This window comes from Polaribacter reichenbachii, assembly GCF_001975665.1.
Lineage (GTDB): Bacteria > Bacteroidota > Bacteroidia > Flavobacteriales > Flavobacteriaceae > Polaribacter > Polaribacter reichenbachii.
In genome coordinates, this window is sequence record NZ_CP019419.1 from 2,628,052 (window position 1) to 2,640,820 (window position 12,769).

At 29.2% G+C, this 12,769-nt stretch carries 14 protein-coding genes and 1 other RNA gene; 11 read left to right on the forward strand and 4 right to left on the reverse strand.

The genetic code is table 11. The annotated features are described in order from the left end of the window. Positions 1-30: 30 nt before the first annotated feature. Together BW723_RS10995 and BW723_RS11000 are read right to left on the reverse strand one after the other, a co-directional pair. Positions 31-987: a glycosyltransferase family 2 protein gene (locus BW723_RS10995; protein WP_068364938.1), complete on the reverse strand. Its 957-nt coding sequence runs from the start codon at positions 985-987 to the stop codon at positions 31-33. Between the two features lie 76 nt (positions 988-1,063). Beyond that, the gene (locus BW723_RS11000; RefSeq protein WP_068364935.1) at positions 1,064-1,585 is read right to left on the reverse strand and encodes a DUF4199 domain-containing protein; all 522 of its coding nucleotides are present in this window, start codon (positions 1,583-1,585) and stop codon (positions 1,064-1,066) included. Positions 1,586-1,749: 164 nt separating this feature from the next. Here BW723_RS11000 and ffs point away from each other — a divergent pair. Both ffs and BW723_RS11010 read left to right on the forward strand, forming a co-directional pair. Then, positions 1,750-1,848: signal recognition particle sRNA small type (ffs, locus tag BW723_RS11005), an RNA gene on the forward strand. 74 nt (positions 1,849-1,922) lie between these two features. Next, on the forward strand, positions 1,923-2,726 hold the full coding sequence (locus BW723_RS11010) for an SDR family oxidoreductase (protein WP_068364931.1): 804 nt from the start codon (positions 1,923-1,925) through the stop codon (positions 2,724-2,726). On the opposite strand, the gene BW723_RS11015 is transcribed toward BW723_RS11010, so the two are convergent. Continuing rightward, a complete protein-coding gene (locus BW723_RS11015) occupies positions 2,723-3,763 on the reverse strand; it encodes a hypothetical protein (protein WP_068364928.1) in 1,041 nt (346 codons plus the stop codon). The two genes, BW723_RS11010 and BW723_RS11015, sit on opposite strands and share 4 nt — an antisense overlap. A gap of 204 nt (positions 3,764-3,967) precedes the next feature. Between BW723_RS11015 and fsa the strand changes: the two genes are divergently transcribed. The 3 genes from fsa to BW723_RS11030 all read left to right on the forward strand — a co-directional run bounded on the left by fsa (position 3,968) and on the right by BW723_RS11030 (position 6,893). Next, positions 3,968-4,621 (forward strand): fructose-6-phosphate aldolase, encoded by a 654-nt coding sequence (gene fsa / locus BW723_RS11020; RefSeq protein ID WP_068364925.1) that lies wholly within the window; start codon positions 3,968-3,970, stop codon positions 4,619-4,621. Positions 4,622-4,755: 134 nt separating this feature from the next. After that, positions 4,756-6,438: a 2-succinyl-5-enolpyruvyl-6-hydroxy-3-cyclohexene-1-carboxylic-acid synthase gene (menD, locus tag BW723_RS11025; RefSeq protein WP_068364922.1), complete on the forward strand. Its 1,683-nt coding sequence runs from the start codon at positions 4,756-4,758 to the stop codon at positions 6,436-6,438. Beyond that, positions 6,438-6,893, forward strand: a complete 456-nt coding sequence (locus tag BW723_RS11030; RefSeq protein ID WP_068364919.1) for a S1 RNA-binding domain-containing protein — start codon at positions 6,438-6,440, stop codon at positions 6,891-6,893. The genes menD and BW723_RS11030 overlap by 1 nt, the downstream gene beginning before the upstream one ends. A gap of 90 nt (positions 6,894-6,983) precedes the next feature. On the opposite strand, the gene BW723_RS11035 is transcribed toward BW723_RS11030, so the two are convergent. After that, positions 6,984-8,141, reverse strand: coding sequence for an alpha/beta hydrolase-fold protein (locus tag BW723_RS11035; protein WP_068364917.1), 1,158 nt, complete (start codon positions 8,139-8,141; stop codon positions 6,984-6,986). A 68-nt stretch (positions 8,142-8,209) separates the two neighbouring features. Between BW723_RS11035 and BW723_RS11040 the strand changes: the two genes are divergently transcribed. From BW723_RS11040 to BW723_RS11065, 6 genes are all read left to right on the forward strand, one after another. Continuing rightward, complete coding sequence (locus BW723_RS11040; protein WP_068364914.1) at positions 8,210-9,049, forward strand: 1,4-dihydroxy-2-naphthoyl-CoA synthase; 840 nt, start codon at positions 8,210-8,212, stop codon at positions 9,047-9,049. A 97-nt stretch (positions 9,050-9,146) separates the two neighbouring features. Beyond that, positions 9,147-10,016, forward strand: a complete 870-nt coding sequence (gene purU / locus BW723_RS11045; RefSeq protein ID WP_068364911.1) for a formyltetrahydrofolate deformylase — start codon at positions 9,147-9,149, stop codon at positions 10,014-10,016. A 93-nt stretch (positions 10,017-10,109) separates the two neighbouring features. Next, entirely contained in the window at positions 10,110-10,718 is a 609-nt protein-coding gene (locus BW723_RS11050) for a fumarylacetoacetate hydrolase family protein (RefSeq protein ID WP_068364908.1), read from the forward strand. A gap of 7 nt (positions 10,719-10,725) precedes the next feature. Beyond that, a complete protein-coding gene (locus BW723_RS11055) occupies positions 10,726-11,046 on the forward strand; it encodes a hypothetical protein (RefSeq protein WP_068364905.1) in 321 nt (106 codons plus the stop codon). 43 nt (positions 11,047-11,089) lie between these two features. After that, positions 11,090-11,422, forward strand: a complete 333-nt coding sequence (locus BW723_RS11060) for a hypothetical protein (RefSeq protein WP_068364902.1) — start codon at positions 11,090-11,092, stop codon at positions 11,420-11,422. A gap of 59 nt (positions 11,423-11,481) precedes the next feature. Next, positions 11,482-12,726 (forward strand): competence/damage-inducible protein A, encoded by a 1,245-nt coding sequence (locus BW723_RS11065; RefSeq protein WP_068364899.1) that lies wholly within the window; start codon positions 11,482-11,484, stop codon positions 12,724-12,726. Positions 12,727-12,769 lie beyond the last annotated feature (43 nt).

Below are 12,769 nucleotides of genomic sequence, written 5' to 3' on the forward strand. Positions count from 1 at the left end.
ATGATATTTTTATTTATACAAATATACTATTTAGAAATTGAGTTTTTCTTTAATTGTGTAGTGTTTTTCGTCGGTTTTCGTTTTTATAATAAGCTCGCCAATAAAACCTGCTAAAAATAATAAAGTTCCTATTATCATAGAAGTTAATGCAATATAAAACCAAGGATTGTCTGTTACTAATATTGTTTTAATTCCGTTAAAAACTTTATAAAGTTTGTATGCGCCAATGTAAAATGCTGATGTTGTACCAAATATAAACATTAAAGTACCCCAAAGCCCAAAGAAATGCATTGGTCTTTTTCCGAATTTTGATAAAAAGGAAATGGTGATTAAATCAAGAAAACCATTAATAAAACGATCTATACCAAATTTGGTTTCGCCATATTTTCTAGCTTGATGTTGCACTACTTTTTCACCTATTTTATTAAAACCTTCGTTTTTTGCCAAAACAGGGATGTATCTGTGCATTTCTCCACTAACTTTTACGGTTTTTATTACTTCGTTTTTATAAGCTTTTAATCCGCAGTTAAAGTCGTTTAATTTTAATCCTGATGTTTTTCTGGCAGCAGCATTAAAGAGTTTAGAAGGTATATTTTTGGTGATGACATTATCGTATCTTTTCTTTTTCCATCCAGAAATTAAATCGAAATTTTCTTCAATAATTAAATTGTATAATTCTGGTATTTCTTCTGGATTGTCTTGCAAATCAGCATCCATAGTAATTACAACTTTACCTTTTGCCAATTCAAAACCAGCATCTAATGCTTGACTTTTTCCATAATTTTTTTGAAAACGAATTCCTTTTACCTCTTTAAATTTTTCTGATAATTGCTCAATTACGCTCCAAGAAGTATCTGTGCTACCATCATCAATAAAAATAATTTCATATAAATAACGATTGGATTGCATAACTTTTGCAATCCAATCGTGTAATTCTTGTAAGGATTCTTCTTCATTAAGAAGTGGTATTACTACCGAAATTTCCATATAGTGAGTTCAAAATATTAATTTCTAAAAATCAAAGTTACGATTTTATGAATTATTGAACGCTAAAGTTTAAGTTTTAGTAATCTTGCTCTTCCGATTTTTTCATAATTGCAGCAGTAATTGCAGAAATTACAAAACCAACAAATGCAGCAAAAACAAATATTATACCAGATATTATAAATGGGCTTTGAAATTTTTCTGTCATTTCTTTAGCAGAATCTATTTGATCTGAGCTTAATCCTTGGTCTATCCAAGCCTGTTCTTGAATTGCCATTCCTTCTGCTTGAAGATTAGGGTCAATAACATTTGTTAATAAAAGAGTATATATTACTGTAATTACAGCGCTAACCATAACAATACCCATTCCAATTTTTAATCCCTGACCCCAAGTCATAAACCCACCATTCTCACTTTTGAATTTTTTTATTCCAATGATTATAAAAAATACAGTAGCTAAAAATCCTGCAAGATTTCCAACCCATTGTAATTCAAAGTATTGTCCAGATGCCCATAAACATAGTCCAACAATTGCTCCAAGGACACCTAAATATAGTCCATTATTTAAAATAATACTTTTACTGTTTACTTGATTTTCCATTAGTTTATTAAGTTTAGTTAGTTATACAAATATATTAATTCGGTTTGATAGATTTTTTAAAAAATATTCAAAACATCTAATTAGTAGACAATACTTTACAAATGTTACAATAAATTTATATTAATTTTTAATTGCTAGTATAAAAATCTGTTGTAAATTTGCAGTGGCAAGTCCTACACAACTAGCTCCCTTTGAATCCCCCAGGGTGGGAACACAGCAAGGGTATTAGGTTGTAGCAGTGTGATGTAGATAGCTTGCCATTTTTTGTACCCTAAATTTACGTTTCTTACTTTATCTTTTTAGATATTTGCTTAATAATTTAATTTTTTTATAATTTATGTCTAAAGTTGTCTTAGTTACTGGTGCATCTTCTGGAATAGGAAAATCGATTGCTACTTTTTTAAAAGAAAAAGGCTATACAGTTTATGGTACAAGTAGAAACCCCAAAAACTTAGAAAATTTTTCTTTTCAATTAATTACTTTGGATGTTTTAAAAGTTGAAACCATTAATAAAGCAGTAGATTTAATTATAGAAAAAGAAGGTAAATTAGATGTTTTGGTAAATAATGCAGGAATGGGAATTACAGGGCCTGTAGAAGATACGCCAACAGATGAAATGCGTGCAGTTTTTAACACCAATCTTTTTGGTGCTATTGATGTAATGAAAGCAGTTTTACCACAAATGCGTAAACAAAAATCAGGAACAATTATTAATGTTACTTCTATTGCAGGTTATATGGGGTTGCCATTTAGAGCTGTATATTCTGCTTCTAAAGGTGCTTTAGAATTAGTTACAGAAGCCACAAGTATGGAGGTTAAAAACTTCGGGATTAAAGTTGTAAACGTTGCACCTGGAGATTTTGCAACCAATATTGCTGCTGGTAGATATCATACACCAGTTTTTGAAAATTCCGCTTATAAAGAGAATTACCAAGCAAGTTTAGATTTAATGGATGCTCATGTAGATCATGGAATGGATCCTATAGAAATGGCAAAAAAGGTTTATGAAATTATCAACTATAAGAATCCTAAAATTCATTATAAAGTTGGAGATTTTATGCAGAAATTCTCTATTGTTTTAAAACGTATTTTACCAGATAAAATGTATCAAAAATTATTAATGAACCACTATAAGCTTTAGTTTTCTATAGTAATGTGTTCTTCTGCATTCGGACTTAAATAAGTGTCTAAAATAGCTATTTCGCAATTTAAAGCGTCAAATTCTATTTTTATCCATCCGTAGAAGTTCTCATCATTTCTAATTAATCTTACTGCGTAATAATCATCAAGATTATTTGCGAATTCTTTTTTGTAAGTTAAATTATTTTGTAAAAAGAAGTTGTAGCTTTCGTAAGGTGCACTAAATTCGTAAAAAACATCTAATGAGTTTCTAATATCAACAGAATTGAACTTATTAGCATCATAACTTCTTGTGTTATCGGTAGAAAAAGGAGGTTCAAATATTACAGGAAAAGGTATACTTACACCTCTAGGAGACAAAATTTCATTAATACTTTCATCCGTAGAAACTAGTTTAATTTTATACGCTACAAAATTAGGACTGTTAGCAAAATCTACTACATCATCAGCCAATATGGTATAATCTGTAGTGCCATCGTTGTCTAAATCTAGGTCTATAGGTAGTTTATCTGCAAAACAATCTGCAAAAAGAATGTTATTAGTATTTTCTGCTACATAATCATCCGCAGTAAATTCTACCCAAAAGTTATGGGTCTTAATCAATTTATCATGATGATCTCTATAAATAATCTGTCCTGAAAATTTTTCGTCAACTTCCCAATCTTGAATGGTAACTTCTAAAACATAAACTTGAGTTATGGCACTAATATCTGCAGTGCTACCATCATAAAATTCGAAACCACGATCTATTTGTAAGCAATCTTCTATTTTGTTAAAAACAAAATTTAAGGTTTCTGTAGTGTTGTTATCATTTAAATCTTTTGTAAAACTAATATTTACAGTACTATCAGAATAATTACCTTGCCATAAAACGGATTCAGAATTATCAAGAAATACCACATTGTCTGATGCAGAAATACCAATTTCGGAAGTGTCACATAAAATGGTGCCTTCAATACCTTCTTCTGTATTTGGAGAATCGCAAGAATATAAAATTGATATAAAGAAAAGTACTGCTAGGTAATTATAAATTTTCATTTAAGATTTTAATTTTTTAAACTTTAAAAAATGTATTTCTTAAAGTTAGACACATAAAAATTGTTAAAGTTTAATTTAAAACTAAAAAAGATCATATTTGGTATATTTTTAACCAATTCTTTATAAAACTTATAATTATTTCTTCTGTTAAAGAAATGATTGTAACTATCTTTGCTACAAATTAATCATAAATTTTCAAAAAAAATGAAATTTTTTATAGATACTGCAAATTTAGAACAAATAAAAGAAGCACAAGCTTTAGGTATTTTAGATGGTGTAACTACAAATCCGTCTTTAATGGCTAAAGAAGGGATTACTGGTCAAGACAATATTATAAATCATTACAAAGAAATTTGTGATTTAGTTGATGGTGATGTTTCTGCAGAAGTTATCTCTACAGATTTTGATGGAATGGTAAAAGAAGGTGAAGCTTTAGCTGCCTTAAATCCGCAGATTGTGGTAAAATTACCAATGATAAAAGACGGTGTAAAAGCGTGTAAATATTTTTCTTCTAAAGGTATTAAAACGAATGTAACTTTAGTGTTTTCTGTAGGGCAAGCATTATTAGCTGCTAAAGCCGGTGCAACTTATGTTTCTCCGTTTTTAGGACGTTTAGACGATATTTCTACAGACGGAATGAACTTAATTTCTGAAATTAGATTGGTTTTTGATAACTATAATTTCGAAACTCAAATTCTAGCAGCATCTGTGCGTAATACAATGCACGTTGTTAATTGTGCAAAATTAGGTTCTGATGTAATGACAGGTCCATTAAGCGCAATCGAAGGTTTATTAAAACACCCTTTAACAGATAGTGGTTTGGCTAAATTTTTAGCAGATTACCAAAAAGGAAACTAATTCCGAAAAGTTAGTCGCAAAGTCGCAAAGTTTCAAAGTTAATCTTGAGAGTTTGCGACTTTGCTTTTAAAATTTACTCACTTAGATAGCTTAACTTTGCAACTTGTTAAGCTTTGTAACTTTGTTACTAATAAATGTACCCAAAAAAAGAACTCGCACAACTTGTAATTTCTGCTTGTCATCAATTTAATATTGATACAATTGTTATTTCTCCTGGTTCTAGGAATGCACCTTTAACTATAGGTTTTTCAAATCATACAGAAATAGAAACTTTAAGTGTTGTAGATGAAAGATGTGCAGCTTTTTTTGCACTAGGTATTGCACAACAAAAGCAAAAACCTGTAGCTATTTTATGTACTTCTGGTTCGGCATTATTAAATTATTATCCTGCAATTGCAGAGGCTTTTTACAGTAATATTCCACTTGTGGTAATCTCTGCAGACAGACCAAAACATTTAATAGATATTGGTGATGGACAAACCATTCGTCAAGAAAATGTGTTTGAAAATCATATACTGTTTTCTGCAAATTTGATAGAAAACCCAAAATTTATTGCTAGAAATTCGCAATTAATAGGTGAAGCTTTACAAATTGCAACATCACAAAAAGGACCTGTGCATATTAATGTTCCTTTTGATGAACCTTTGTATGAAACTGTTAGTGAATTAAAAACGTTTCATTTCCCTAATATTTCTATGAGTTCTCTAGATAATTCAAATATCAATTATCAAAATTTAGCAGAAATTTGGAATACGGCTGATAAAAAAATGTTGGTAATTGGCGTTAATTATCCAGATGAGGAATTGCACAGCTTAATGGATTTATATTCTGATGATGAATCTGTGATGATTTTTACAGAAACTACATCAAACTTATATTATAAAAAGGCAGTAAATGCTATAGATCAATTAATTTTTTCTTTAGATGATGCTCAGTTTCAAGAATTACAACCAGATATTCTTATCACTTTTGGTGGTATGATTGTTTCTAAGAGAATCAAAAAGTTTTTAAGAGAATATCAACCGAAACATCACTGGAATATTGATGAGCATAAAGCAACCAATACTTTTTTCTGTTTAACTGAATTTATACAAACAAAACCAGTTGATTTTTTCTCAAATTTCAACAAAATTATCACCAAGAAAAAAAGTGATTACCAATCGAATTGGTTAGAAATTAGAGATTATAGAAGAGAAAAACATACTGAATATTTATCGCAAATACAACATTCAGATTTTAAGGTTTTTGAGCAAGTTTTAGAGAGTATTCCCAACAATTCAGATTTGCAAATTAGCAATAGTGCAATTATTAGATATGCGCAGTTGTTTCAATTAAAAAACTCGTTACGTGTTTTCTGTAATAGAGGTACAAGCGGAATTGATGGAAGCACATCAACAGCAATTGGAGCTGCTTTTGCAAGTAAAAATCAAACGGTTTTTATTACAGGAGATTTAAGTTTTTTCTACGATTCGAATGCTTTATGGAATAAAAATATTCCTAATAATTTTAGAATTGTTTTGATTAATAATTCTGGTGGAGGAATTTTTAAAATTATTCCTGGCCCATCAACTACAAATGCTGCTAAGTATTTTGAAACACCACATTGTTTAACCGCAGAACATTTGTGCAAAATGTATGATTTCGATTATTTGCAAGCATCATCAACAGAAACAGTAACAGAAGCATTAAATGGTTTTTATGAGTCAGATACTGAAATAAATTCAGAAGAAATGAAAAAACCAAAAATTTTAGAAATTTTTACGCCAAGTGCAGAAAATGATTTAATTTTAAAAGAATATTTTAAATATATAAAATAATGGATTTACAAGACGAATATCAAGAAGGAGATATCAATTTAAAGGAAGGAGAAAAAGTTCAGTTAGTAATTGAAAAAGAAACTGGATTAGGATATTCTGTACTAATTAATGAAGAATACGAAGGTTTACTTTTTAGAAGTGAAGTTTTTCAGGATTTAGAAGTAGATATGGAAGTTGTTGGATACATCAAACAAATTCGAGAAGATGGTAAAATAGATGTTTCTCTTAGGCCACAAGGTTTTAGAAATGTAATTGATGCAGATGTAGAAAAAGTACTAGAAAAACTAAAAAATAGCAGAGAAGGGTTTTTGTTATTAACAGACAAAAGTTCACCAGATTCTATTCGTTTTCATATGAAAATGAGTAAAAAAGCCTTTAAAAAAGCAGTTGGTAATCTGTACAGAAACAAATTAATTGTAATTAAAGAAGATAGAATTGAGCTTTTAAATGAGTAAGCATTTTTAAGTCTACAGTCTACAGTTGGCAGTCATTGTTATTTAATAAATCTTGACTGCCAACTGCAAACTAAAATACTGCATACTGAACTACTGTCCTCCTAATCTTAAAATATTTTCATAATAAGCATCAGAATTTGGGTCTGCAGGATCCATTTTACCATAGCCAATTTTGTAATATTTTAATGCTTTTTTAGTCATTTTTGCAGATTCGTAATAACGACCAATATAATATTCTCCTAAAGGTGAAGTTGGAAATATCTTTAGAATCATATCACCAAAATCTCTTAATCTTTTTCCATTTTCTTTTTCAATGATGATGTTTTCTATTGCGTAAATATCTCTTTCTCTAATTCCTAAATTTGTACCGAATAAAAATTCAATTTCTAAATATTTATTTTCTAAATAATAAATAGCGTCTTTAGGCGCCAAGTCTTTAATTTTTTCATCATACTCTTCTTTCGAAATTGCAGAATACACTTCAAATATTTTTGTCATTGCTCTTGGTATTGCTTCGTGAATTGCAGAAACAGCACTAGAAGTAGTAATTACATCATTTATAACATTAAAATTTTTGATTTCTAATTCAGATAATGCTTGCTGTACTTTGCCAATTTTCTCTGATTTACTTTTAGAAAAAGAATCAGAATTGTTAGTGTAAAAATAAAATGTATTGTCTTCTTTTGCGAATTTCGGTAAATTATAAGTTTGTAATTCACCAATTATAAAATCAGAAAAACTAGGATTTATACAAATAAAAGAGTTTATAAAAGCTGTGTTTTCTTTTAAAAAATGAGAAACCATATTTGCAGAATAACCTTGCCCAATTAAAGAAATGTAAGGTGATGTTCTGTAATTACTTTCCATATGAAAAATGACTTCATCTCTAATAAAATCATAAAAATAACGAGCAGTAGTTGTAAAAGTTCCATTAGATCTATTAAAAGAAATATCTTCTTGTTTGGTTTCTTCCATAGAAATACCAACTACAATTTGTTTTGGTGCTTTATCTCTTTTTGCAAATAAAATTGAAGTACCAACATAAGAATCAAACATATATTCCTCATCTAAAACAATGGTTAAAGGATAATTTTTTATGCTGTCTCTTTCATATCCTTCAGGTAAATAAATTTTAATATTTCTAGTGGTTTCTAAAATATCAGATTTTAATGGGGTAACAATTGTTTTTTGAGAAAAACCTACAAAAGAAAAAAGAATAAATAATAATGTGAGTGTTTTCTTAATCATAAGTTAGATTGTTTATTTTTGCTGATGATGATTTTTGTTCTCTTTAAGAACGTACAAAATACAAAAATATGATACAACCTGAATGGGAAACTGCCAAAGTTTACGAAGATATAACTTATAAGAAATGCAATGGAGTAGCCAGAATAGCGTTTAACAGACCAAATGTTAGAAATGCTTTTAGACCAAAAACAACCAAAGAATTGTATGATGCTTTTTATGATGCAGGCGAAGATACTTCAATTGGTGTCGTTTTACTTTCTGCAGAAGGGCCAAGTACAAAAGATGGTGTGTATTCTTTTTGCTCTGGAGGAGATCAAAAAGCAAGAGGTCATCAAGGTTATGTAGGTGATGATGGTTATCATAGATTAAATATTTTAGAAGTACAAAGATTAATACGTTTTATGCCAAAAGCTGTAATTGCTGTTGTTCCTGGTTGGGCAGTTGGTGGTGGCCATAGTTTGCACGTAGTTTGCGATTTAACCTTAGCTTCTAAAGAGCACGCAATTTTTAAACAAACAGATGCAGATGTAACTTCTTTTGATGGTGGATATGGATCTGCATATTTGGCAAAAATGGTAGGTCAGAAAAAAGCAAGAGAAATTTTCTTTTTAGGTAGAAATTATTCTGCACAAGAAGCTTATGAAATGGGAATGGTAAATGCTGTAATTCCTCACGAAGAATTAGAAAGTACAGCTTATGAGTGGGCACAAGAAATTTTAGCAAAAAGTCCGACTTCTATTAAAATGTTAAAATTTGCAATGAATTTAACTGATGATGGAATGGTTGGTCAGCAAGTTTTTGCAGGTGAAGCTACACGTTTAGCTTATATGACAGACGAAGCAAAAGAAGGAAGAGACGCTTTTCTTGAAAAAAGAAAACCAAATTTCCCTAAAAAATGGATACCATAAATCAGTAGGCAGTTTACAGTAAGCAGTTGTCAGTTCGAGTGAATTTATGAAGGATGAATAAATTTGTATCGAGAACATTATTATAATCGATTAAAAAATGAAATCACAAATAGTAACTTTTTTAATAAAATGTCCAGATCAAAAAGGGTTAGTGGCAAAAATTACTAGTTTTTTTTATAAAAAAGGATTCAATATTTTAAGTTGTCAGCAATATGTAAACTCAGTAGAAGATATGTATTTTATGCGTATTCGTTTAAATGCTGAGGGTACAAATATTTCTAAAGAACAATTAGAAGAAAGTTTTTTAGAATTAGCCAAACCTTTGCAGTTTAAGTGGTCTGTAAATTACGGTGATGAAAAGAAGAATGTGGCAATTATGGTTTCGCATACAAGTCATAATTTATACGATTTATTAGAACGTTCTAATGAAGGTAGATTAAATTGTAATGTTAAAATGGTTATTAGTAATCATAATAAATTAAGACATATTGCAGAAATGTTTAATGTGCCTTATTATCATTTACCTGTAACTAAAGAAACGAAATCAGAACAAGAAGAACAAGTTAAACAATTGTTAGATGCTAATGAAATTGATTTAGTTGTTATGGCAAGATATATGCAAATTTTGTCATCAGATTTCATCAATTATTATAAAGATAGAATTATAAATATTCATCATTCATTTTTACCCGCTTTTCAAGGAGCAAATCCATACAAAAGAGCATACGAAAGAGGAGTGAAGTTAATTGGAGCAACAGCACATTATGCTACAGAAGATTTAGATGAAGGGCCAATTATTGAACAAGATGTTAAACCAGTAACTCACGAAAGTACCACTCAGACATTAAAAAGGATTGGTGCAGATATTGAAAAACTAGTTTTAGCAAGAGCCGTAAAATGTCATTTAAATAATCAAATAATTGTATCAGGAAATAGAGCAATTGTTTTTCCAGAATCTGGGGAATAATAGCCCCTTTTAATTTCCCAAAATTGGTGAGAAACATTCTGAAAATAAAATATTAACGTAACAATTTCTTCCCTTTGGGAAGATTAAGATGGGATGAAAATAATCTGTATTGGGCGCAATTACGCAAAACATATAGAAGAATTAGCAAATGAAAGACCAGAGAATCCTGTTGTTTTTCTAAAGCCAGACTCTGCAATTTTACCTAGAAAAAATCCTTTTTTTATTCCTCCTTTTTCTGAAGATGTTCATTATGAAGTTGAGGTTTTGGTAAAAATTAATAAAGTTGGTAAACATATAGATGCCAAGTTTGCACATAAATATTATGATGAAATAGGATTAGGTATCGATTTTACAGCAAGAGATGTACAAGCTAAATGCAAAGAAAAAGGTTTGCCATGGGAAAAAGCAAAAGCTTTTGATGGTAGTGCAGTTGTAGGTGAGTTTTATCCAAAAGAAGAATTCGATTTAGAGAATTTAAAATTCCAATTGTATAAAAATGAAGAAATTGTACAAGATGGAAACACAAATGCAATGTTGTGGAAAACAGACGAATTAATCGCCTACGTTTCTCAGTATTTTACTCTAAAAAAAGGAGATATTATTTTTACAGGAACTCCTGCAGGAGTAGGTAAAGTTGTAGAAAACGATACCTTAAAAGGTGTAATAGAAGGTAAAGAAGCTTTTAATATTAGAGTAAAGTAAATTAAAATTGGCAATAAAACTACTTAGTTATATTTTTTTATTTTATGTAGGTTTTTATTTCTATAGACTTGCAGAGAATCATAATAAATATAAATGGCTATGTGGTTTTTTAGGAATTGCTTCATTTTACTTAGGTAGTATTATGTATATATTATACATCAGGTTTTTTACTGAAACAATTATTAATGAGTTTGAAATAACCAATTTATCTTTTAAATCTTCTATTGCAGGTTTTGTTTTTGTTGTAATTTTATTTAAAACTTTAAATTTTATTTGGAGTAAGAAAAAGAAACTAAAAAACGAAGTTGATAAAATTGGTAAAGATTAAAGTTGGATAAATCTAGCTTTCAATTTAAAAAAAAAATAAAAATATGTTAGGATTAATTTTAATTTATTGGCTAGGAAAAAAGTTTTACAAATTAGCAGAAGAATATAATAAAAGTCAGTGGGGTTATGCAATTTTAGGAATTGTAGTTTACTACGCAGTTAGTATTGTGTTTGCAACAGTTACATTAATTATAATCGAAAGTTTTTCTAATACCTTAAACGATTATATTTTAGGGTTAGTTGCAATGCCATTTGGTCTTTTAGGATGTTATTTATTGTATAAATATTTAGAAAAAAATTGGGATTATAAAAATCCTAAAAATGATATTTTAATAGATCAAATAGGAAAAAGCGAAGAAGAACTTGAAACTAAATAAGTAGAATAGTAAAACTTTACTACTTTTTTACATTCATATATTACAACTATAAATCAATAATGAAAGCAGAAATCATAACTATAGGAGATGAGATTTTAATCGGTCAGATTGTAGATACAAACTCACAATGGATAGGAACTGAATTAAATAAAATCGGTGTTTCTGTATATCAAATCTCGTCAATTCAAGATGATAAACAACATATTCTAAATGCTTTAAAAGAAGCACAAGAAAGAGTAGATATTGTAATTATTACAGGAGGTTTAGGGCCAACAAAAGACGATATTACGAAACATACAATTGTAGAATATTTTAATGATACCTTAGCATTAAATGAAAAAGTTGTACATCATATTAAAGCTTTGTTTCAAAAATATAATATTCCCTTTGGCGAGTTAAATCGTTTACAAGGTTTAGTACCAACAAAAGCAACAGTTTTAGAAAATAAGTTAGGCACTGCACCTGGAATGTGGTTTTACGAAAATGAAACCGTTTTTGTGTCTTTACCAGGTGTACCTCACGAAATGAAAGGTCTAATGGAATTTGAAGTTTTACCAAAAATTCAAAAACAATTCAAATTACCTTATATTATACATAAAACAGTTATTACTTATGGTTTAGGAGAAAGTTCTTTGGCAGAAAGAATTGAAGATTTCGAAAATAACTTACCATTATATATAAAGTTAGCTTACTTACCCAATTATGGTAAAGTTCGTTTGCGATTATCAGCCAAAGGCGATGATAGCATTTTGTTAGAAGAAACTTTACATAAATTAATAGAAGAACTGTATCAATTAATACCAGATATTATTACAGGTATTGATGAAGATGGAGAAATAGAAAAAACAGTCGGAGATTTATTAAAGACTAAAGGTAAAACTGTAACTGTTGCAGAAAGTGTAACAGGAGGTAAAATTGCATCAACCTTAGTTTCAATAGCAGGTTCATCAGCCTATTTTAAAGGAGGTTTTGTAACTTATTCAGAAGACACTAAAATTAATTTATTAGGTGTATCAGCAGAAACTATAAAAAAACACACAGTAGTTAGTGCAGCAGTAGCCAAAGAAATGGCAAAATGTGCCAAAGAAAAGTTACAAAGTAATTATGCAATAGCTGTAACAGGTAATGCTGGGCCAACTTCAGATAAAACCGACAAAAGTGTAGGTGTAGTTTTTATAGCTTTAGCAACAGATTCAGAAATTTTTGTAGAAGAATTTAATTTTGGAAAACCAAGAGGTAGAGTTATCGATAAAACCGTAAATATGGCCTTACAAATGCTTCAAAAAGAAATATTAAAAAATTAGTAAATTTCTTTTGTTCAGATATATAATTATTTGTAGATTTGCA